Below are 21,181 nucleotides of genomic sequence, written 5' to 3'. Positions count from 1 at the left end.
CGGTGCGCCTCGGCGACGGCTTCCGCTACCCCGCTCAGGTCACACCCGGGATGTCGAAGCCGACCAGCGGTCGGACCTCCACCCCACCGGCGACGACCGGGGTCAGTCGCGCCATCGCCAGGGCGTGGTCCAGGTCGCGCGCCTCGATCACGAACACCCCGGCCAGCACCTCCTTGGTCTCGATGAACGGGCCGTCGGTCAGCAGGTCGGCCCGGATCGCGGTAGCCGTGGTGCTGGGCTCCAGCGCCAGCCCGGCGACGATCCGGCCGCCCAGCTCGGCGATCCGATCGGGCAACTCCTCGTGCGCCCGCATCACCTCCGGCGGGATGTCGGCGACCCCGCCCGGGGTCTCGCGCTCGTAGATGAGGACCGCGTACTGGGGCATCAGGCCACCGCCCCGGTCGGCACCGCCGGGCTGGACGGGGCCGGCGTGGACAGGGCGGCGGTCAGCCACCCCTGCCAGGCAGCCGACTCCGCCGCCTCGTCCACGCCGTCGGCGAACAGGTGGTGGGCCACCCCGACCGGCCACCCCCAGGCGTCCCGGCCGTAGAACCGATAGAGCGCGTCGGCGCCGCGTACCCCGAGGAAGACCGGGGTGGCGTAGTCGACCACCCCCTCGACCGGCGGCAGTCCGGCCGGGGTCAGGGTCACCCGGTCGCCGGCCGAGACCTCCGGTGGCAGGCCCAGCGCCCGGCGTACGGTGGCGAAGCCGTCCCGCCCGGACGTCTCCGGGCCGTCCGCCGAGACGTACGCCGCGTCCCGGCCGGCGAAGTGCCGCAGGTACTCGCCGAGCGAGTGGTAGTAGAACGCGGTGTGCTGCCGGCAGGCGTCGAGGTTCCGCGCGTAGTCCTCGGCGAAGACCCCACGGTGGACGAACCGCAGGTGGCAGCCGACGAGGCCCGGCTCGATCCGGTAGTCGAGTTCGTTGACCTCGTCGTCGGTCCCGGCCCGGGTGCCGAACCGGCGGTGTGGCTCCCAGGCCGTCACAGTGCCGCCGGAATCGCTCAGCCCTCGCTCGGTGCCGCCGAGCCGTGGCTCGTACTCGATCTTCCACAGCCACCCGGCGGTGCGCGCGGTGATCGCGTCCCACGCCTGCGACGGGCTCGCGGCGAGCCCGCCCTCCCAGCGGACCTCGAACTTCCTGGTCATTCCGACCCTCCGTAGCTGTCGGTACGTCGAGCCTCGCGGCTCCCTCCATCTCACCGACAACCGGGGTACGGCGGAATCGACAGCGGCCCGAAATCTCCCGGGATTTTCCGGGCCGCCGCCCGGTCAGTAGGAGTAGAAGCCCTTCCCGGTCTTCCGTCCCAGGTCACCGGCGGTGACCATCCGCTGCAACAGCTCCGGCGGGAAGAACTTCTCGTCGGCGGTGTCGGCGTAGATGTTCCGCGTGGCGTGCAGCAGCACGTCGGCGCCGGTCAGGTCGGTGGTGGCCAACGGCCCCATCGCGTGCCCGAAGCCGAGCTTGCAGGCGGTGTCCAGGTCCTCCGGCGAGATCACCCCGGACTCGACGAGCTTGACCGCCTCCATCACCAGGGCCGTGATGAGTCGGGTGGTGACGAAGCCGGCGATGTCCCGGTTGACCACCACGCAGGTCTTGCCGATCTCCTCGGCGAACGCCCGGGCGCTGGCCAGCGCCTCGTCGCTGGTCTTGTAGCCCCGAACCAGCTCGCAGAGCTTCATCATCGGCACCGGGGAGAAGAAGTGGGTCCCGACGACCGACTCCGGCCGGTCGGTGGCCGCGGCGATCTGGGTGACCGGGATCGCCGAGGTGTTGGTGGCGAGGACCGCGCCGGGCGCGCAGATCCGGTCCAGCTCCCGGAACACCTCCTGCTTGACCTCCAGCCGCTCGAAGACCGCCTCGACCACGATGTCGGCGTCGGCCGCCGCCTCCAGCTCGGTGGTCGGGGTGATCCGGTCCAGGGTCGCCTCGACCTCGTCGGCCCCGATGGTCCCCTTGGCCGCGAACTTCTCCAGCGACGTACGGATGCCGGAGAGCCCCCGACGGGTGGCGGCGTCGTCGAGATCGCGCAGGGTCACCTGCCACCCCGCCCGCGCCGCGACCTGGGCGATGCCCGAACCCATCAGACCGGCCCCGATGACCGCGAGTCGACCCGCCATGTGCGTACTCCTTCGGCTGGATTGTGTCCTCGCAGAGCACCCTAACGGGCGGCCGGGCCGCCGCTACCCGCCGGTAACCGATTCGGGCCGGCGGCACGTCTCCGCCGGGGGTCAGCCGGCGGGTCAGCCGGCGCGCAGCGGCGCGAGCGCGGTGCTCCAGGCGACGGTCTGGTCCAGTACGACGCCGAGGGCGTTCGCCTGCTGCGGGCCGGGCTTGAAGGCGCTGAAGTTCTCGAAGTCGGTGTGCAGCGAGAGCGCCACCTGGGCCCGTACGTCGGCCATCATCAGTTCACCGGCGACCAGGCGCAGGTGCTCGACGGCGCGGGCGCCGCCGACGGAGCCGTAGCTGACGAACCCGACCGCCTTGTTGTTCCACTCGGCGAAGAGGAAGTCGATCGCGTTCTTCAGCGCCCCGGAGGTGGAGTGGTTGTACTCCGGGGTCACGATGACGAAACCGTCGAACGAGGCGATCTTGGCAGCCCACTCCAGGGTGTGCGGGTTGGCGTACTGGCCCATGCTCGCCGGGAGCGCCTCGTCCAGGTGCGGCAGCTTGTAGTCGAGCAGGTCCACCAGCTCGTACTCGGCGTCGCCGCGCTGGCTGGCGATGTCGTACACCCAGCGGGCCACGGCCTCGCCGTTGCGGCCGGGCCGGGTGCTGCCGAGGATGATGCCGATTCTGGTCATTGCTGTCGTTCCCCTCTGAAACCGCGCAAGCACCTGCTTGCCGCGTCAGGCAGATCTCCTGCTAGTTGCTTTGTCAAGCAACTGTAGTGCTAGTGTTTCCTCCATGACAGCCGGGTTGCCCCCGTTGAACAACGCGGAGGAGGCCGTCGTCCGGGCGCTGGGCCGGGCGATCATCGTCGTACCGCGGGCCCTGGACGCCGACCTGACCCGCGAGCAACGCCTGTCGATCAACGAGTACGCCGCACTGATGCACCTCTCCGAGGCGCCCGACCGCCGGATGCGGATGAACGAACTCGCCACCGCCTGCGACCTCTCGCTCAGCGGGATGACCCGGATCGTCACCCGACTGGAGCAGCAGGGCTTCGTCCAGCGGATCCGTTGCGCCGAGGACGCCCGAGGCTGGAACGCGGTGCTCACCGGCGCCGGACTGGCCCGGCTCGAAGCGGCCTATCCGACCCACCTGGCCAGCGTCCGGCGGCACATCGTCGACCACCTCGACGGGCTGGACCTCGCGCGGCTGGCGGACGCGCTGCGCCGGCTCGCGACGACCGGACCCGGTGCGGAAGAGCCGACCCGGAAGCCCGGGCCCAACCCCTGACCGGGCCGGCCGCCGCCCGGGCCCGCCCGCTGACCGGGCCGGCCGCCGCCCGGTCACAACGTGAACGCCGGCTCTTCGGGAGCGGTCGCCCGTTCCACCTCGACCCCCAGGCTCCGCAGGTCGGCGATGAAGTCCGGATAACCCCGGTCGACGTGGTGCACGTGGGAGACCTCGGTCACCCCGTCGGCGCAGAGCCCGGCGATCACCAGGCCCGCGCCGGCCCGGATGTCGGTGGCCCGCACCGGGGCGCTGGAGAGCCGCTCCCGGCCCCGGACCACCGCGTGGTGCCCGTCGGTCTTGATGTCGGCACCCAGCCGGGCCATCTCGTTCACGAACATGAACCGGCCGTCGAAAATGTTCTCGGTGACCAGCGAGGCCCCCTCGCTCACCGAGGCCAGCCCGATCGCCATCGGCAGCAGGTCGGTGGCGAAGCCCGGAAACGGCAGGGTCACCACGTCCACCGCCGTCGGGCGCCGGTCCAACCGCACCCGGAACGCGTCGGACCGGGTCTCCACCAGGCACCCCGCCGAGACCAGCTTGTCGAGCGCGATCTCCAGGAAGTCCGGGCTGACGCCGGTCACCGTGACGTCGCCCCGGGTCATCGCCGCCGCGTACGCCCAGGTACCGGCGACGATCCGGTCGCCGACCGTGGCATGCCGGACCGGCCGCAGTTCGGCGACACCCTCAATGCGCAGCATGGAGGTGCCGGCGCCGTCGATCTTGGCACCCATCTGGCTGAGCATGGTGCAGATGTCCACGATCTCCGGTTCCCGGGCGGCGTTGTCGATCTCGGTGACGCCCCTGGCCAGTACCGCCGCCATCACCAGGTTCTCGGTGGCGCCCACGCTGGGGAAGTCCAGCCAGATCGTCGCGCCGTGCAGCCCCCGGGGCGCCGAGGCGATGACGAAGCCGTGCTCACCGGAGATCTCCGCGCCCATCCGGGCCAGCCCGGCCACGTGCATGTCCAGCCCGCGCGAGCCGATGGCGTCACCGCCCGGGTGCGCCACCCGGACGTACCCGCGCCGGGCCAGCAGCGGGCCGAGCACGCAGATCGAGGCGCGGAGCCGGCGTACCAGGTCGTAGTCCGCCTCGGTGCCCGGATCCGTCGGCACGTCGATCGTCACCGAACACGACCGGGGCGGCCCGCCGTCCCGGTCCGCCGTGCCCTCCCCCTCGTCGTCGCCGAAGGTGACCGCACAGCCGAGCCGGCGCAGCACCTCGGCCATGATCGCGATATCGGTGATCCGGGGTACGTTCGTGATCACACTCCGCCCCGGGGCGAGCAGCGCCGCCGCCATCAGCTTCAACGCGGAGTTCTTCGCACCCACGACGTGCACCTGGCCCTCCAGCCGGGTGCCGCCGCTGACCCTGATCACGTCCACGTCGCAAATCGTAGTGTCGTCGGCGCCACCCGGCCCGGCGCCGTCCGGCCAGCCCTGCACCGCCGCCGGCTCCGGCCGGGCCGGCGTGGCCGCCGTCGACGCCCGTACGCTGTTCGTCATGGCCGTCCACCTCACCCGCATCTACACCAGGACCGGCGACGCCGGCACGACCAGGCTGAGCAACAACGAAGAGGTCGCCAAGACCGACCCGCGGATCCGCGCGTACGCCGACGTGGACGAGTGCAACGCGGCGATCGGCGTGGCGCTCGCCCTCGGCCAGCTCGACGAGGACCTCCGCGCCGTGCTCGGCACGGTCCAGAACGACCTCTTCGACGTCGGCGCCGACCTCGCCAACCCGGTCGAGCCGGAGCCGGCGTACCCGCCGCTGCGGGTCACCGAGGAGTACGTACAGCGCCTTGAGGACTGGTGCGACCGGTACAACGCCCGACTGGCCAAACTCGACTCCTTCGTCCTGCCCGGTGGCACCCCGGGGGCGGCCCTGCTGCACGTGGCACGCACGATCGCCCGGCGGGCCGAGCGCTCGGCATGGGCCCTGGTCAGCACAGAACCAGATCGAACCAGCCCTCTCCCGGCAAAGTATCTCAACCGTCTCTCGGATCTGCTGTTCATCCTGGCGAGAACCGCAAATCCGGCCGGAGATGTGCTATGGGTGCCGGGTGGCCAGCGCTGACCCGACCGGGCCCGGCGACGCCGCCGACAGACTGACCCCCGACCGGCCCCCCGTCCCGCCTGGCGGCCTGCACCACGTCGAGATCTGGGTGCCGGACCTCACGACCGGCTCGCGCCGGGCCTCAACCACCTGGCCTTTCACGCCGGCCCGCCCGCCGCCGTGGACCGGCTGGTCGCGCAGGCCCCCGGGTACGGCTGGTCGCTGCTCTTCGCCGACCGCCACCCGTACGCCGGCGGGCCGGAGAACTACGCCGGCTACCTGGCCGACGGGTCCGGGTTCGAGGTGGAACTCTGCGCCACGCCCGCGCGGTGACGCGCCCGGTGACCGGCCCGCTCAGTCCCCGGCTCCGGCGGCTGCCCGGCCCGGCCCGGCCAGGCCGATCGGCCGGAAGTCGTCGTCGACCAGCCCGAGCCGGTGCGCGACCACGGCGGCCTGGACCCGGTTGCGCAGCCCGAGCTTCTCCATGGCCGCCGAGACGTGCGTCTTGACGGTGGTGACGCCCAGGTGCATTCGGGAGGCGATCTCGGCGTTGGACAGGCCCGCGCCGACCAGGGCCAGCACCTCCCGTTCCCGGCCGCTGAGCAGCCGGTGCCTCGACGGCCGTAGGCTGTCCGCGCCGCGTTCGAGGTCCTCGGTGTGCGCCTGCAACGCCCGGTGCACGATCCGGGCCAACACGGCCGGCGCGAGCAGCGGCTCCCCCCGGGCGGCCCGGCCGACCGCGTCCACCAGGTCCTCCGGGGCGCCGTCCTTGACCAGGTAACCGATCGCCCCGGCGCCGAGCGCCCCGTAGATGTTCGCGTCGTCGGCGAAGGTGGTCAGCACCAGCACCCGGGTCGCCGGATGCTGGTCGAGGATCCGGCGGGTGGCCTCGATGCCGTCCAGCCGGGGCATCCGCAGGTCCATCAGCACCACGTCGGGGCGGAGCCGCCCGGCCAGCCGGACCGCCTCCCGTCCGTCGCCGGCCTCGCCGACGATGTCGAAGCCGCCGGCGGTACGCAGCAGCAGGGTCACGCCGGCCCGGACCAGGGCCTGGTCGTCGACGACGAGGACTCGTACGGTCACCGGGGCCGCCCGGTCGGCTCCGCGTCGGCCGCCCTGGTCGGCGTGCTCGCGCAGATCGCCGGCGTCTTCTCCCGGATCGGCAGGTGCGCGGCGAGCCGCCAGCCACCGCTGCCGGTGGGTCCGGCGAGCAGGGTGCCGCCGAGCAGCCGGACCCGTTCCCGCATCCCGGCCAGCCCGTGCCCGGAGGGCGGCAGCAGCGCGGGTCGCGGCTGCTCCGGGCCGGTGTCGAGCACCTCGACCAGCAGGCCGCTGCCGTTCGGCCGGATGTCCACCGAGGCGGTCGCCCCCGGTCCGGCGTGCTTGAGCGTGTTCGTCAGCCCCTCCTGCACCACCCGGGCGGCGGTGGTGCGCACCACCAGCGGTGCCCCGCCGACGTCGCTGGCGAGGTTCATCCGGACCGCGACCCCGGCCGCCCGGACCCGCTGCTCCGCATCCATGATCAACTGCTCGGGCTCGATCGGCGGCCCGCCCGCCACGATCGCGTCCGGGTCACGCAGCACCTCCAGCAGCGCCCGCAGCTCGTCGAGCACCTGGCCGGCGGTGACCCGCAGCTCCCCGAGGGCCTGCACGGCGTCGTCCACCCGGCCGGTACGCCGGGCCGCGTACTGTGCCGCACCGGCCTGCAACGCGATCGCTCCCACGTGGTGCGCGACGATGTCGTGCAGGTCCCGGGCGATCGCCGCCCGCTCGGCCAGCCGGGCCGCCCGGGTCTGCATCTCCTGCTGTGCCTCCACCTCCCGGGCGCGCTCCTCGGCCGACTGGGCCACCCGGCGCACCCGGCCGAGGTAGCGGGCCAGGGCGACCGGGGCGACGGAGATCCCGAGGAAGCCGGCCAGCTGGACGAACCCCTGCTGCCCGGGAAGCAGCCCTTCGCCGTCCGGGCCGAGCAGGTGGACCAGCGACGCCAGGTACGACAGCCCCAGCGCCACCGCGGTGGCCGGCCGGTTCGCGGTGTAGGCGATGATCCCGAGCGCGGTCAGCGCGGCGAACTGGGCGACGTTGCCGCCGAGCGGGGCGGTCCAGTTGGCCAGGCCGAGCAGCAGGCACTCGACCAGCAGCACCGGCCAGGGCCACCGGCGGACCGCCACCAGGGTCAGCCCGGCGGCCACCGTCACCAGCAGCGGCAGCGGCTCACTCGGCACCACGGGCCAGCCCAGGGTGGCCAGCCCGAGGGCAGCTCCGACCAGGGCCATCAGCACGTCTGGCCACCATCTCCGCCGCGCTCGCACGCCGGCAACGATACGGAGCCGGATCTTTGGCTGCGACTCCTGCCACCGGTCACGGCGCATCCTCCGAATGGCCGGTACACCGACCGGCCGGATGACATCGACGACTGATCATTTCGCCTAGCTTCGGTCCGTGCCCACCGAGATGATCTCGTTCCTGGCCCAGTTGGCCCGCGACCCCTGGGCGGTCGGCGCCATCGCACCCAGCGGAACACCGCTCGCCGAGCGGATCACCGCGACGATCCCCCGGTGCGGACAACCGCTGGTGGTCGAGCTGGGTCCGGGCACCGGGGCCTTCACCCGGGTGATCCAGCGCCGGCTGGCCGGTCAGGGCCGACACCTCGCGGTGGAGATCAATCCGACCTTCGCGGACCGGTTGGCACGGGCGCATCCGACGGTCGTCGTGCTCCGGGCCGACGCCCGAGCGCTGGCCGGACTGCTCTCCGAACGGAACCTGCCGCCGGCCGAGGTGATCGTCAGCGGCCTGCCCTGGGCGGCCTTCGACGCGCGGCGGCAACGGGAGATCCTCACCGCCGTCGTCGCCGCGCTCGCCGACGGCGGGGTCTTCACCACCTTCGCGTACCAGCACGCCCGCTGGTCGCCACCGGCCCGTCGGCTGCACCGCAATCTCCGGGAACTGTTCGAGGAGGTCGTGGTCGGCGGGACCGTCTGGGCGAACCTACCGCCCGCGGTGGTCTACCACTGCCGGCGACCGGTCCGGCAACCGGCCGTCCAGTAGTCCGGCGGACCCGGCCGGCAGCCGGGATCGCGGCGGACCCGGCCGGCAACCGGCAATCCAGGATCGCGGCGGACCCGGCCAGTCCTCCGGGCGGGCCCATTCGGAACCCGCTCCGCCTCAGTCGCGCAGGACCAAATGAGAAACCGCCCCCGGAGGGGCGGACTCGAGCCAGGAGAGAAAACCGGTGACCGTGGACTTCGCCATTGCGATCTCCACGGGCGCCTGGTGGCTCACACATCGCAGGATCACCCAGTCGGCGGGCATGATGAGCCGTTCCTGACCCTCGGGCAGCCGCCGGCGCTCCACCGCGAGGCCACGCCGGGAGAGCACCCGCTTCGGCCGGAGCGCGAAGCTGAACATCCGGTACCAGCGGAGTTCGTTCTCGGCGAACCGCGCGAAGCCCGGCGACCAGCCGCGGCCGTCGAGGATCGTGGAGACCCGCACGCTGAGCCGGATGATCCCGCCGGAACGGGTCATCAGGGCCCGTCTGGCGAAGAGTGCCGCAACCACGAGGAGCAGCACCAGGACGCCGATTCCGATCCAACGCAAGACCAGCATCGACGTCTCGGGTCAGCGGCTCGGGGATTCGGCCACCGGGCTGGCGCTCTCGGCCAGGACCGTCACGCCGGAGGCGGTCACCGACAGGAAGCCGCCGTTCACCTCGTAGGTCAACTGCTCGCCGCCGGCCAGCTTGATCCGCACCTTGCCGGGCTCGGCGAGCTGCCCCAGCAGCGGCGCGTGCCCCGGCAGCACTCCGAGTTCGCCCTCGGTCGTCCGTGCGACGACCATCTCGGCCTCGCCCGTCCAGATCTTTTCCTCGACGGCGACGAGTTCGACCTGAAGCTGTGCCACGCTGTCTCCTTGCTGCGGCGGCGGGATTGTGGGAAGTCTAGTCCGGCTCCCGCCGCCGCTCCCAGCCGGGTGGCTCCGGCCCGGCGCCGCTCACTTGAGCTTGTTCAACAACTCCGGGTTGTTGATCACGAAGCTGTCGACCGTGCCGGCCCGGATGGCGGCGAAGAACTCCGCCGCGATCGGCTCGAACCGCTCACCCCGGTAGTTGCTGCCGGTACCGATATTGCCGCCCGGAAGCCTGATCATCTGGATCGAGTCCGACCGCAGGTTGCGCAACGCGAAGCCGAAGTCGATCAGCTTGTGTCCACGGCCGCTGAAGACCAGCGAATCGCCGGCCGCCTGGATCACCCTGTCCAGCTTGAGCGGGTTGGTCACCACGTCCTTGCTCAACGCCTGGTCGGCCATTGCCCGGACGAACTGCTGCTGGTGCCGCTGCCGGCCGTAGTCGCCGTCGCTGACCCCGTTCTTCTGGTACCGCTGCCGGACGTAGTCCAGCGCCTGCCAGCCCTTCAGGTGCCGGGTGCCCTTCTTGTACTGCGCCTGCGGGCCGAGGTAGCCGCCACCGCCGGGCTTCAACGTCCGGTGCGTACCGTCCGGGCGGCGGTGTTCCGACCTGACGTTCTGGTCGATGTACATCGTGACGCCACCCATCGCGTCGACGATCTTCTGGAAGCCGCCGAAGTTGATGATCGCGCCCGCGTCGAACCGCTTGATCCCGGTCACCTTGGAGACCGTCAGGGAGAGTAGTTCGAAGCCCTGTGACGCGTTCGGCAGCTTCTTTCCGGGCACCCGGCTGCCGTACGCCATCGCGGCGTTCAGCTTGGTCCGGTCCCCCGAGAAGTCGGCCTTGGGGAACCGGGGGATGTCGACCAGCAGGTCCCGGGGCAGCGAGAAGAGGTACGCCGAGTCCAGCGTCTCGGTCACGTGCAGCACCATGATCGAGTCGGCCAGCGGCGGCGTCTCCGGGTTCCGCGGATCGATCCCGACCAGCAGGATGTTCAGTGGACCCTTGATGTCCGACTTCTTCTCCGCCGCTCCCCCCGCGGCCTCGTCACCGAAGAGGTCGTCCTCGTTCACCGCACTGTCGAACCGGGCCAGCACGGCCTCCAGGCCGACCAGCACGCCGCCACTGAGCATCACCAGTACGGCGCCGAGGATCGTGCAGAGTCGGGCCCAGGTCGGTACGGCGGACTTCCTGCGCCGCCCCTCCCGGATCCGCCGTCCGCCGCCGCCCGACAGGTCGCCCACCGGGCCGTCGTCGCCCAGCCCCACGCCGCCGTCCGGCCGACCCCTGCGTCCGGTGGACCGGTCAGCGCCCTTGCCACCCTCGCTCACTGCGTCTCCATCCGTTGCGCCCTGCGAATCTCGCGCCCGCGACAAGCCCGCGAATCTCGCGCCCGCGACAAGCCTGCGAATCTCGCGCCCGTCAATAAGGACGGGCCGAAGAGGCGGAACTGTTGCAGAGACTAGTCCCGGATCCGGAGTGCGGGTGGCGCCGGTACCGGCCGGGCCGCCGTACCCGCCCCCGGTCCGGCGCCGGCGTTGGCGGTCACCTGGCCCTGTTCAGCAGCTCCGGGTTGCCGATCACGAAGCTGTCGACGGTACCGGCCCGGATCGCGGCGAAGAACTCGTCCGCGATCGGCTGGAACCGCTCACCCCGGTAGGAGCCGCCCTGGGTGACCCCGCCACCGGGCAGCTTGATCATCTGAATCGAGTCCGACCGGAGCCCCCGCAGCGCGAAGGCGAAGTCGACCAGGTCGTGACCGCGACCATTGAAGATCAGCGACTCGCCGGCCGCCCGGATCACCCTGTCCAGCTTCATCGGGTTGGTCACCACGTCCCTGCTCAACGCCTGGTCGGCCATTGCCCGGACGAACTGCTGCTGGTGCCGCTGCCGGTCGTAGTCACCGTTCGGCAGGCCGTACCGCTGCCGTACGTAGTCGAGCGCCTGCCAGCCCGACAGGTGCGCGTTGCCCTTCCGGTACTCCGCCTGCGGTCCGGTGTAACCACCCCCGCCCGGCTTCAGCTTCCGCATCTTGCCGTTCGGCTGCCGGTGCTCGGACTTGACGTTCGTGTCGATGTACATGTCGACGCCGCCCATCGCGTCGACGATCTTCTGGAAGCCGTTGAAGTTGATGATGGCACCGGCGTCGAAGCGCGGGATTCCGGTCACCTCGGAGACGGTCCTGGAGAGCAGTTCGAAGCCCTGGGACGCGCTCGGCAGCTTCTCGCCGGGCACCCTGCTGCCGTGCGCCATCGCCGCGTTCAGCTTCTCCGTCCCGCCGTCGTAGTCGGCCTTGGCGAAGGCCGGGATCTCCACCAGCAGGTCCCGGGGCAGCGAGAAGAGGTACGCCGAGTCCAGCGTCTCGGTCACGTGCAGCACCATGATCGAGTCGGCCAGCGGCGCCCACTCCGGGGTCCGCGGGTCGATCCCGACCAGCAGGATGTTCAGCGGACCCTTGATGTCCGACTTCTTCTCCGGCAGCACGCCGGCTGCCTCGTCGCCGAAGAGGTCCGCCTCCCGCACCGCACCCTCGTAGCGGGCGAGCACCGCCTCGAAGCCGACCAGCCCGGCACCGCTGACGAACACCAGCAGGGCACCGAGCATCGTGCAGACCCGGGCCCAGCGCGGCGTCCGCGACCTGCTCCGGTGCCGCCGGTGGGTCCCGTCACCCGACCGACCGTCGCCCCTGCCGCCTGCACCCACCAGACACTCCGTTCGTAGCACCCGCCACCGGATCGCCCACTGGACAGAACGTCGCCGGTCAGCGGAGGGTTGCGGGCCGCATCCGACGGTACCCGGCGAGGCCGGGTAACCAAAGCATCGGAACCGGACAAAGAGCGACCAAATCCGCCAAAAGAAGAGAACAGCGGGTGAAAACGACGCAGCCGCACCGGCGTTCTGCCGGTGCGGCTGTCGTGCGGGTACTCGCCGGAGCTACTCCTTCATCAGCTCACGGGCGTTGCGCTCCAGGTCGTCCAGCCCGCCGCACATGAAGAAGGCCTGCTCGGGGAAGTGGTCGTACTCACCCTCGCTGATCTTCCGGAACGCCTCGACGGTGTCCTTGACCGGCACGTACGAGCCCTTGATGCCGGTGAAGACCTCGGCCGCGTACGTGTTCTGGGAGAGGAACCGCTCGATCCGGCGGGCCCGGCCGACGGTGAGCTTGTCCTCCTCCGACAGCTCCTCGATGCCGAGGATGGCGATGATGTCCTGCAGGTCCTTGTAACGCTGCAGGATCCGCTTCACCTCGGAGGCGACCGCGAAGTGCTCGGCACCGACGAACTCCGGCGCGAGAATCCGGGACGAGGACGCCAGCGGGTCCACCGCCGGGTAGATGCCCTTGTCGGAGATCGACCGCTCCAGGTTGGTGGTGGCGTCCAGGTGGGCGAACGTGGTGGCCGGCGCCGGGTCGGTGTAGTCGTCCGCCGGCACGTAGATCGCCTGCATCGAGGTGATCGCCTGGCCCCGGACCGAGGTGATCCGCTCCTGGAGCTCGCCCATCTCGTCCGCCAGCGTCGGCTGGTAGCCCACCGCGCTCGGCATCCGACCGAGCAGGGTGGAGACCTCCGAACCGGCCTGGGTGAACCGGAAGATGTTGTCGATGAAGAGCAGCACTTCCTGCTTGTTCACGTCCCGGAAGTACTCCGCCATGGTCAGCGCGGAGAGCGCCACCCGGAGCCGGGTGCCCGGTGGCTCGTCCATCTGGCCGTAGACCAGCGCGGTCTTGTCGATGACGCCGGACTCGGTCATCTCGTGGATGAGGTCGTTACCCTCACGGGTCCGCTCACCCACACCGGCGAAGACCGAGGTACCACCGAAGTTGTTCGCGACCCGGGTGATCATCTCCTGGATCAGCACCGTCTTGCCCACGCCGGCACCGCCGAACAGGCCGATCTTGCCACCCTTGACGTACGGGGCGAGCAGGTCGATGACCTTGATGCCGGTCTCCAGCATCTCGGTCTTCGGCTCCAGGTCGGCGAAGGCCGGCGCCTTGCGGTGGATCTGCCACCGGTCGGCCGCCTCGAAGGTCTCGCCCTCCTTGAGGTTGAGCACCTCGCCGATCGTGTTGAAAACCCGGCCCTTGACCGCGTCACCGACCGGCACCGTGATCGGCGAGCCGGTGTCCCGGACCTCGGTGCCCCGGACCAGGCCGTCGGTCGGCTGCATCGAGATCGCCCGGACCATGTTGTCGCCCAGGTGCTGGGCGACCTCCAGGGTCAGAGTCTTGGTGCCCCCGGAGAGGGTCACGTCGACGTGCATGGCGTTGAAGATTTCCGGCATGGCATCGCGCGGGAACTCGGCGTCAACGACCGGGCCGATGACCCGGACCACGCGGCCCGTCGCGGTCTTGGTCTCTGAAGGAGCAGTCATCACACTTCACTTCCCGACGCGGCCAGCGCGTTGGCGCCACCGACGATCTCACTGATCTCCTGGGTGATCCCGGCCTGGCGGGCCGAGTTCATCTCGCGGGTGTAACTTTCGATCATTTCCTCGGCGTTGTCCGTCGCGCTCTTCATCGCCCGACGACGGGCCGCCGACTCGCTGGCCGCCGACTCGAGCAACGCCGCGTAGATCCGCGTGTTGATGTACTTCGGTAGCAGCGCGTCCAGCAGTGCGTCCGCATCCGGCTCGAAGTCGTACTCCGGCAGCAGCCCCGGCGCGGCCTCGCTGCGGGGACGCTCCTCGACCTCCATCGGGCCGAGGATCCGGACCACCGGAGTCTGCGACATCAACGATTTGAACTCGGTGAAGACGATGTGCAGCTCGTCGACCCCGAGCACGCCGTCGATCCCCGGGTCGCCGCCCTCCAGATCGTCCGCGCCGGAGACGAACGCCTTGATCAGCGTCTCGCCCACCTGCTTGGCGTCGGCGAAACCCGGCTGCTCGGAGAAGCCCGTCCAGCTCGCCTCCACCTTGCGCTGCCGGAACCGGTAGTAGCCGACGCCCTTGCGGCCGATGACGTAGAGCACCGGCTGCTTGCCGTCGTCCTTCAGCCGGGCGATCAGCGACTCCGCCGCCTTGATCGCGTTGGAGGTGTAACCGCCGGCCAGGCCGCGGTCGCTGGTGACCACGAGCACCCCGGCCCGGCGGATCTTCGGCCGGGCGGTGAGCAGCGGGTGGTCGATGGCCGCGTTGGATGCCAGTGCGGTGAGCACGCCGGTGATCGCCTGGGCGTACGGCAGCGAGGCCGCGACCCGGCCCTGGGCCTTGGCGAGCCGGCTCGTCGCGACGAGCTCCATCGCCTTGGTGATCTTCTTCATCGACTTCGCCGAGCGGATTCGTTGACGAAGAACGCGTACCTGTGCAGCCACCGGTCAGCCCTACTGCTTCTCGGTCTGGGCCGGCGCGCTGTCGCGGTACCGGGTCACGGTCTCGCGCTCCTGCTCGCCCTCCATCGCCTCGGCGGGTGCCTCGTTGATTCGCACCTCGTCCTCCTTGCCGAGGAACATCTGCTTAAACCGGGTGACGGCCTCGTTCAGGGCGTTGATGATGTCGTCGTCCCAGTTGTTGTCCGCGATCGACTGCATCGTCGGCTTGTACTGGTGGCGGAGGAACTCCAGGAACTCGGACTCGAAGCGCCGGACCTCGCCGATCGGGATGTCGTCGAGCTTGCCCTCGGTGCCGATCCAGACCGAGACCACCTGCTCGTGCACCGGCAGCGGCTGGTAGTTGGTCTGCTTCAGCAGCTCGACCAGCCGGGCACCCCGGCTGAGCTGGTCCTGGGACGCCTTGTCCAGGTCCGAGGCGAGCGCGGCGAACGCCTCCAGCTCCCGGTACTGGGCAAGGTCCAGCCGGAGCCGGCCGGCGACCTTCCGCATCGGCTTCACCTGGGCGGCACCGCCGACCCGGGAAACCGAGGTACCGACGTTGATCGCCGGCCGGACACCCTGGTTGAACAGGTCGGTTTCCAGGAAGATCTGGCCGTCGGTGATCGAGATGACGTTGGTCGGGATGAACGCGGAGATGTCGTTGCCCTTGGTCTCGATGATCGGCAGACCGGTCATCGAGCCCCCGCCCATCTCGTCGGAGAGCTTCGCGCAGCGCTCCAGCAGCCGGGAGTGCAGGTAGAAGACGTCACCCGGGTACGCCTCACGGCCCGGCGGGCGGCGCAGCAGCAGCGAGACCGCGCGGTACGCCTCGGCCTGCTTGGTCAGGTCGTCGAAGACGATCAGAACGTGCTTGCCGGCGTACATCCAGTGCTGGCCGATGGCCGAGCCGGCGTACGGGGCGATGTACTTGAAGCCGGCCGGTTCGGAGGCGGGCGCGGCGACGATGGTGGTGTACTCCATCGCGCCCTGCTCCTCCAGCAGGCCCTTCACCGAGGCGATGGTGGAAGCCTTCTGGCCGATCGCCACGTAGATGCAGCGGACCTGCCGCTTCGGGTCGCCGGAGCGCCAGTTGTCCCGTTGGTTGAGGATGGCGTCCAGCGCGACGGTGGTCTTGCCGGTCCGCCGGTCGCCGATGATCAGCTGCCGCTGGCCCCGGCCGATCGCGGTCATCGCGTCGATCGCCTTGATGCCGGTCTGCAGCGCCTCGTTGACGCTCTGCCGGGCCATCACGTTCGGCGCCTGCAGTTCCAGCTCGCGGTAGCCCTCGTTGGTGATCTCGCCGAGGCCGTCGATCGGCTGGGCGATCGCGTTGACCACCCGGCCGAGGAACGCGTCGCCGACCGGCACCGAGAGCACCCGGCCGGTCCGCTTGACCCGCTGACCCTCCTCGATGCCGCCGTAGTCGCCGAGCACCACGACGCCGATCTCCCGGACGTCGAGGTTGAGTGCCAGCCCGAGGGTGCCGTCCTCGAACTCCAGCAGCTCGTTGGTCATGGTCGAGGGCAGGCCCTCGACGTGGGCGATGCCGTCACCGGCGTCGGCGACGGTGCCGACCTCCTCACGGGAGACGTCGGGCGAATAGGAGGAGACGTAGCGCTCCAGAGCACCGCGGATCTCCTCCGACGAGATGGTCAGCTCGGCCATCCTCTTCTTCCTCTATTCAGGGCCCGGTTAACCGGAACGGCGTGGATGTCTTCTCGGCGCTGCGCGAAAGGTCGGTGTTGCTTCAGCGCCGCGCAAGCGCGTTTCTGGTGTCGGTGAGGCGGCGCAGGATCGTGCCGTCGTAGAGATCGGACCCGATCTGGACGCGCAGCCCGCCCAGCACGGCCGGATCCACCGTCTGCTTGACGGTGACCTCTCGACCGTATAGTTCGGCGAGCCTGCGCCCCAACCGGCGCTCGTCCTCCTCGGCCAGCGGGGCCGCCACGGTGACGTACGCCACCTGTCGGTCCCGCCGGTCGGCGGCCAGCTCGACCAGCCGGGTCAGTGCGCCCGAGAACGAACGCCCACCGAACCCGGCGAGCGCCACCTGGACCAACCGGATGGTCACCGACCCGGCCTTGCCGGAGAGCAGCGCCCTGGTCAACTCGGCCCGCTGCGCCACCGGGGCGATCGGGTCGGAGAGCAGGTTGCTCAGGTCCGGGTTGGCGGCGACCACCTGCCCGAAACGGAACAGCTCGTCCTCCACCTCGCCCAGCGCCCCCGCGCGACCCGCGCTGGCGAGCAGGGCCTCCACCCCGAGCCGTTCGGTGGCCTCCAGCAGCTCGGACGGCGCCGACCAGCGCCCCGTCACCAGCACGGCGAGCAGATCCCTGGCGTCCGTGCCGACCTTGTCGCCGAGCAGGTTGCCCAGCAGGTCGGCCCGGTCCTCGCCGGACCGACCCGGGTCGGAGAGCGCCCGCCGCAGCCGTGGCTCGCGACGCAGCAGGTCGGCGACCGAGCCCAACTCGTCGCCGACCGCGGAGAGCCCGGCCGGCTCGGCGTCCCCGGCGTACGTGTCGAGACGCTGCCGTGCGGCGGCGTACGACTCCCGGCTGGCGGCCTGCATCAGCGCGCCCCGACCGTGGAGCCGCCGACGGAGGTCTCCTCGATGCTGGCCAGGAAGCGCTCCACCGTGCCCCGGCGGCGCGCCTCGTCGGCGAGGGACTCACCGACGATCTTGCTGGCCAGGTCGACCGCGAGGGTGCCGACCTCGGTCCGCAGTTCCTGCACGATGGCCTGCCGCTCGACCGCGAGCGACTCCCGCCCTGCCGCGATGATGCGATCCGACTCCTCACGGGCCTTGGCGAGCACGTCGGCGCGGATTCCCTCGGCGTCGGCGCGGGCGTCGTCCCGGATCCGGGCCGCGTCGGACCGTGCCTCGGCGAGCTGTGCCCGGTACTGCTCCAGCAGTGCCTTCGCCTCCGCCTGAGCGGCATCGGCCCGCTTGATGCCACCCTCGATCGCGTCGATCCGCGCCTGGTACATCGCCTCCATGCGCGGCATGACGTACTTGAGCAGCACGAAGCAGAGGATCGCGAAGGAGATCGTGCCGACGACGAGCTCCTGCCAGATGGGCAGGATCGGGCTGCTGTGCCCTTCCGCCGCATAGAACAACATCTGGACCCCTCCCGGTGGCCGGTGGACGGTCAGCTACCCGACGGCAGGGCGAAGGCGAGCACCAGACCGAACAGCGCCAGCGCCTCGACCAGGGCGAAGCCGAGGACCAGCCAGGTCCGGTTGAATCCGGCGGACTCGGGCTGGCGGGCGCTCGACTGGATGTACGAGGCGAAGACGATGGCGACACCGATACCCGGGCCGATGGCGGCGAGGCCGTAGCCGATGCTGTTGATGTTGCCACTGATCTCGGCAAGGACGCTCATTGCGAGGATTCCTCCTAGTAGGCGCGTGGCTCTCACGCGTACGAACAATCGCTGTCGAAAGCTGGGTGCGGCGCCGCCCGGCGCCGCCCGGTCAGTGCTCGTCGGCCAGGGCGGTCCCCATGTAGTTGGCCGTCAGGACGACGAACACATAGGCCTGGAGAAGTGCGACCAGCACCTCGAAGAAGGCCATCAGGATCGCCATCACGAAGGAGAAGAACGACGTCGCCTGGATGAAGATGTTGTCCGAGGCGAGCAGCACGAAACCGCCGACGGTGAAGACCAGCAGGATCAGGTGCCCGGCGAACATGTTGGCGAACAACCGGACCGCGAGGGTCACCGGTCGGTTGATGAAGTTCTGGAGGAACTCGATCGGCACCACGAGGATGTGCATCGGCCATGGGATGCCCGGCAGAATCAGGCTCATCTTCATGTACTTGAAGAACCCGTGCTTGCGGACTCCGATGGAGAGGTACAGCACGTAGGTGACGGCGGCGAGCACGATCGGGTACGCGATGTGCGAGTTCGGCGAGATCTGCAGCAGGGGCACGATGCCGAAGAGGTTGGTCAGCACGATGAAGCTGAACAGCACCGTCAGGTATGGAGCGAACCGGACGCCGACCTCGCCCATCTGCTCTCGGGCGACGCTGTCCCGCATGAGGCCGTAGATGGAATCGGCGACCCACTGCATCCTGCTGGGCACGAGCTTCGGGCTACGGTAGGAGACCGCGAAGAAGACGATCAGCAGTGCGACGGCGAGCCACACCATGATGGTGAACTTGGTGACCCAGGGGCCCGCCACGTTGGGCGGGAAGAAGTCCCCGACGGCAGGGGGCCAGGGAAGTCCCGCAGCGACGAGCACTTGTCCGCTCACCGTGTCATCCTCCGCACTCGATAAGACCGGCACCGGTTGGCGCTAGGTGCCGAGCCTTTTCATGATCAGGTAGATCGCTCCTGCCGCGCCGACCATCATGCCCGTCGCGATCCCAATGCCCTCCGGCAGCCCGAACCACCGTTCCGCCAGCCAGCCGAGGAAGCCCCACACGACGATCCCGGCGAGCAGGTAACCCACGACTGCACCAGCGACCCCCTCCGACGACGGCTCGTCGGGCTTGCGGGGGTGGAGGTCATCGGCCATGACGTGCGGAACACTATCAGCCGGCAAATCGCGGGTGCGCGTCAACCCCCGCACACCGTCGACCGGGTGCGGGAAGGACCGGGACGCGTCAACCCCGGCTCACGTTACTCCCGATCCGCCAGGATGGAACCTGTCGTTCCACCGACACGGTGAGGTCTTCCGAAAATGCCGCTACCGACCACTCGGCCCGGCGTACGGTAGTGGCGATCGCAGTGCCCAGACCAGCTGGGTCGCGGTCCAGACGACCACCCCGGCGATGATGCCCGCCCCCATCGGCAGCAGGCCGGACCAGCCGGTGGTCGCGATCGCCGCCATCACCATGCCCAGCAGGACCATCTTCACCGCATAGGTGACCAGTCCCACCGACATGATCATTCGAGGGTGGACCGAGTCCGCCCAGGCCACGGAGTAGGCGGAGATCAGGTAACTGACGACGGCCAGCGTCACGCCGGCCGCCACACCGGCCCCGCCGTCGACGCCGGCCACGCCGAAACCGACCGGCGTGGCGACGACCAGCAGCGCCGCCGAGGCGAGCAGGGTGGCCCGCAGATGCGGCAACCGGGACTGGACCGCGTGCCACTGACCCGGCGACCGCGCGGTCACCGCCGCCGTCCCGCGGTCGGGTAGGCGGGAAAGGCGGCCACCAGATCGGCGACCTCGGCGGCGACTCCGGCGAGCGCCTCCGCTCCGCCGGGTGCGGCCGGGTCGGTACGCACGGCGCGTCCGATGAACCCGGCGATCCGGCGCATCTCCTCCGCACCCATGCCCTGGGTGGTGACGCTCGGGGTGCCGACCCGGATGCCGGAGGCGGTCATCGGTCGCTGCGGGTCGAAGGGGATGGCGTTCTTGTTCAGGGTGATCGCGGCGGCGTCGCAGCGCGCCTCGGCGTCGCGGCCGGTCACCCCGACCTCCCGGAGGTCGATCAGGGCGAGATGGGTGTCGGTGCCGCCGGAGACCGGTCGCATCCCCTCCGCTTCGAGTGCGGCCGCGAGCACCTGCGCGTTGGTAACCACCTGGGCAGCGTACGCCTGGAAGGCCGGAGACGCCGCCTCGCGGAGCGCGACCGCCTTCGCCGCCACGGCGTGCATCAACGGCCCGCCCTGGGTGAACGGGAAGACCGCCTTGTCGATCCGCTCGGCGAGTGACGCCCGGCACAGCACCATCCCGCCCCGGGGCCCGCGCAGCACCTTGTGCGTGGTGGCGCAGACCACATCGGCGTACGGCACCGGGGACGGGATCGCCCGCCCGGCGACCAGCCCGATGAAGTGCGCCGCGTCCACCATCAGATAGGCGCCGACCTCGTCGGCGATCTCGCGGAACCGGGCGAAGTCGATCAGCCGGGGGTAGGCGGTGGCACCACAGATGATCATCTTGGGTCGGTGCGCCAGGGCCAGCTCCCGCACCTCGTCGTAGTCGATCAGCTCGGTGTCCCGGCGCACCTGGTAGCCGACCGGAGCGAACCACTTGCCGGAGAAGTTGACCCGGCTGCCGTGGGTCAGGTGGCCGCCGTGCGGCAGGTCCATCGCCAGCACCGTGTCGCCGGGCTGCACCAGCGCGGCGTACGCGGCCAGGTTGGCGCTCGCCCCGGAGTGCGGCTGGAGGTTGGCGTGCTCGGCCCCGAACAGCGCCTTGGCCCGGTCGATGCCGATCCGCTCGGCCCGGTCCACCTCGGCGCAGCCGCCGTAGTAGCGCCGGCCGGGATAGCCCTCGGCGTACTTGTTGCTCAGGGTGGAGCCGAGCGCCGCCAGTACCGCCGGGGAGGTCAGGTTCTCGCTGGCGATCAACTGCAACCCGCCGCGCTGCCGGTCGAGTTCGTCCAGCAGCACCTCGGCGATCTCCGGGTCGGTCCCGGTCAGCTCGTCGAAGTCCGGCCCCCAGAAGGCCGGCTCGCCGGCACCGGGCCGCCCCACCCGTTCGGTCAGCTCGCTCACCCCGGCACCTTCTCGTCACGCTCGGCATTGGGCCAGGTCCGAGTCTATGGGGGTGCCCGGGGTG

Annotated in this window: 25 protein-coding genes; 4 read left to right on the top strand and 21 right to left on the bottom strand. The window is 70.5% G+C overall.

The window, feature by feature from the left end; translation table 11 throughout:
- Positions 1–34: 34 nt before the first annotated feature.
- The 4 genes from EV371_RS12635 to EV371_RS12620 all read right to left on the bottom strand — a co-directional run bounded on the left by EV371_RS12635 (position 35) and on the right by EV371_RS12620 (position 2,805).
- A complete protein-coding gene (locus tag EV371_RS12635) occupies positions 35–385 on the bottom strand; it encodes a YciI family protein (RefSeq protein WP_130462211.1) in 351 nt (116 codons plus the stop codon).
- Positions 385–1,149: an SRPBCC family protein gene (locus tag EV371_RS12630; protein ID WP_207230468.1), complete on the bottom strand. Its 765-nt coding sequence runs from the start codon at positions 1,147–1,149 to the stop codon at positions 385–387. The genes EV371_RS12635 and EV371_RS12630 overlap by 1 nt, the downstream gene beginning before the upstream one ends.
- A 123-nt stretch (positions 1,150–1,272) precedes the next feature.
- Positions 1,273–2,121, bottom strand: a complete 849-nt coding sequence (locus tag EV371_RS12625; protein WP_130462210.1) for a 3-hydroxyacyl-CoA dehydrogenase family protein — start codon at positions 2,119–2,121, stop codon at positions 1,273–1,275.
- 123 nt (positions 2,122–2,244) lie between these two features.
- On the bottom strand, positions 2,245–2,805 hold the full coding sequence (locus EV371_RS12620) for an NAD(P)H-dependent oxidoreductase (protein WP_130462209.1): 561 nt from the start codon (positions 2,803–2,805) through the stop codon (positions 2,245–2,247).
- Between the two features lie 103 nt (positions 2,806–2,908).
- Between EV371_RS12620 and EV371_RS12615 the strand changes: the two genes are divergently transcribed.
- A complete protein-coding gene (locus EV371_RS12615) occupies positions 2,909–3,403 on the top strand; it encodes a MarR family transcriptional regulator (protein ID WP_130462208.1) in 495 nt (164 codons plus the stop codon).
- A gap of 53 nt (positions 3,404–3,456) precedes the next feature.
- On the opposite strand, the gene murA is transcribed toward EV371_RS12615, so the two are convergent.
- The gene (gene murA, locus EV371_RS12610) at positions 3,457–4,905 is read right to left on the bottom strand and encodes a UDP-N-acetylglucosamine 1-carboxyvinyltransferase (RefSeq protein WP_130462207.1); all 1,449 of its coding nucleotides are present in this window, start codon (positions 4,903–4,905) and stop codon (positions 3,457–3,459) included.
- Between murA and EV371_RS12605 the strand changes: the two genes are divergently transcribed.
- Positions 4,904–5,476: a cob(I)yrinic acid a,c-diamide adenosyltransferase gene (locus EV371_RS12605; RefSeq protein ID WP_130462206.1), complete on the top strand. Its 573-nt coding sequence runs from the start codon at positions 4,904–4,906 to the stop codon at positions 5,474–5,476. The two genes, murA and EV371_RS12605, sit on opposite strands and share 2 nt — an antisense overlap.
- 159 nt (positions 5,477–5,635) lie before the next feature.
- A complete protein-coding gene (locus EV371_RS12600; RefSeq protein WP_486484584.1) occupies positions 5,636–5,788 on the top strand; it encodes a VOC family protein in 153 nt (50 codons plus the stop codon).
- Positions 5,789–5,809: 21 nt separating this feature from the next.
- Here the strand turns inward: EV371_RS12600 and EV371_RS12595 are convergent, their stop codons facing one another.
- A complete protein-coding gene (locus tag EV371_RS12595; protein WP_130462205.1) occupies positions 5,810–6,538 on the bottom strand; it encodes a response regulator in 729 nt (242 codons plus the stop codon).
- Positions 6,535–7,731, bottom strand: coding sequence for a sensor histidine kinase (locus tag EV371_RS12590; protein ID WP_486484937.1), 1,197 nt, complete (start codon positions 7,729–7,731; stop codon positions 6,535–6,537). The genes EV371_RS12595 and EV371_RS12590 overlap by 4 nt, the downstream gene beginning before the upstream one ends.
- A 166-nt stretch (positions 7,732–7,897) precedes the next feature.
- Here EV371_RS12590 and EV371_RS12585 point away from each other — a divergent pair, with 166 nt between their 5' ends.
- Positions 7,898–8,503: an SAM-dependent methyltransferase gene (locus EV371_RS12585; RefSeq protein ID WP_207230467.1), complete on the top strand. Its 606-nt coding sequence runs from the start codon at positions 7,898–7,900 to the stop codon at positions 8,501–8,503.
- A gap of 117 nt (positions 8,504–8,620) precedes the next feature.
- Here EV371_RS12585 and EV371_RS12580 read toward each other — a convergent pair whose 3' ends face one another.
- The 14 genes from EV371_RS12580 to EV371_RS12515 all read right to left on the bottom strand — a co-directional run bounded on the left by EV371_RS12580 (position 8,621) and on the right by EV371_RS12515 (position 21,117).
- Positions 8,621–9,061 (bottom strand): DUF2550 family protein, encoded by a 441-nt coding sequence (locus tag EV371_RS12580; protein ID WP_130462203.1) that lies wholly within the window; start codon positions 9,059–9,061, stop codon positions 8,621–8,623.
- Positions 9,062–9,073: 12 nt separating this feature from the next.
- Positions 9,074–9,355 carry a F0F1 ATP synthase subunit epsilon gene (locus tag EV371_RS12575; RefSeq protein ID WP_130462202.1) on the bottom strand — a complete coding sequence of 94 codons (282 nt, stop codon included), beginning with the start codon at positions 9,353–9,355 and terminating at the stop codon, positions 9,074–9,076.
- 90 nt (positions 9,356–9,445) lie between these two features.
- Positions 9,446–10,594, bottom strand: coding sequence for an LCP family protein (locus EV371_RS12570; protein WP_486484936.1), 1,149 nt, complete (start codon positions 10,592–10,594; stop codon positions 9,446–9,448).
- Positions 10,595–10,904: 310 nt separating this feature from the next.
- Complete coding sequence (locus tag EV371_RS12565; RefSeq protein ID WP_349338103.1) at positions 10,905–12,062, bottom strand: LCP family protein; 1,158 nt, start codon at positions 12,060–12,062, stop codon at positions 10,905–10,907.
- A gap of 231 nt (positions 12,063–12,293) precedes the next feature.
- Positions 12,294–13,730, bottom strand: coding sequence for a F0F1 ATP synthase subunit beta (atpD, locus tag EV371_RS12560; protein ID WP_130462201.1), 1,437 nt, complete (start codon positions 13,728–13,730; stop codon positions 12,294–12,296).
- The gene (locus tag EV371_RS12555) at positions 13,730–14,671 is read right to left on the bottom strand and encodes a F0F1 ATP synthase subunit gamma (protein WP_130462200.1); all 942 of its coding nucleotides are present in this window, start codon (positions 14,669–14,671) and stop codon (positions 13,730–13,732) included. The genes atpD and EV371_RS12555 overlap by 1 nt, the downstream gene beginning before the upstream one ends.
- Positions 14,672–14,680: 9 nt before the next feature.
- A complete protein-coding gene (gene atpA / locus EV371_RS12550; protein ID WP_130462199.1) occupies positions 14,681–16,333 on the bottom strand; it encodes a F0F1 ATP synthase subunit alpha in 1,653 nt (550 codons plus the stop codon).
- Between the two features lie 82 nt (positions 16,334–16,415).
- Positions 16,416–17,237 carry a F0F1 ATP synthase subunit delta gene (locus EV371_RS12545; RefSeq protein ID WP_130462198.1) on the bottom strand — a complete coding sequence of 274 codons (822 nt, stop codon included), beginning with the start codon at positions 17,235–17,237 and terminating at the stop codon, positions 16,416–16,418.
- The gene (locus EV371_RS12540) at positions 17,237–17,788 is read right to left on the bottom strand and encodes a F0F1 ATP synthase subunit B (protein ID WP_130462197.1); all 552 of its coding nucleotides are present in this window, start codon (positions 17,786–17,788) and stop codon (positions 17,237–17,239) included. The genes EV371_RS12545 and EV371_RS12540 overlap by 1 nt, the downstream gene beginning before the upstream one ends.
- A gap of 29 nt (positions 17,789–17,817) precedes the next feature.
- Positions 17,818–18,051 (bottom strand): ATP synthase F0 subunit C, encoded by a 234-nt coding sequence (gene atpE / locus EV371_RS12535; RefSeq protein WP_130462196.1) that lies wholly within the window; start codon positions 18,049–18,051, stop codon positions 17,818–17,820.
- Between the two features lie 91 nt (positions 18,052–18,142).
- Positions 18,143–18,922: a F0F1 ATP synthase subunit A gene (gene atpB / locus EV371_RS12530; RefSeq protein ID WP_130462195.1), complete on the bottom strand. Its 780-nt coding sequence runs from the start codon at positions 18,920–18,922 to the stop codon at positions 18,143–18,145.
- A 42-nt stretch (positions 18,923–18,964) separates the two neighbouring features.
- Positions 18,965–19,186, bottom strand: coding sequence for a hypothetical protein (locus EV371_RS12525; RefSeq protein WP_130462194.1), 222 nt, complete (start codon positions 19,184–19,186; stop codon positions 18,965–18,967).
- Between the two features lie 171 nt (positions 19,187–19,357).
- The gene (locus EV371_RS12520; protein ID WP_130462193.1) at positions 19,358–19,789 is read right to left on the bottom strand and encodes a Cg1360 family ATP-synthase-associated protein; all 432 of its coding nucleotides are present in this window, start codon (positions 19,787–19,789) and stop codon (positions 19,358–19,360) included.
- Positions 19,786–21,117, bottom strand: a complete 1,332-nt coding sequence (locus EV371_RS12515; RefSeq protein ID WP_349338102.1) for a serine hydroxymethyltransferase — start codon at positions 21,115–21,117, stop codon at positions 19,786–19,788. The genes EV371_RS12520 and EV371_RS12515 overlap by 4 nt, the downstream gene beginning before the upstream one ends.
- Positions 21,118–21,181: the final 64 nt, after the last annotated feature.

It is taken from the genome of Plantactinospora sp. CNZ321, from assembly GCF_004217235.1.
The sequence above is the reverse complement of the archived record's forward strand: the minus strand, read 5'-3'. Positions and strand labels throughout refer to the sequence as shown.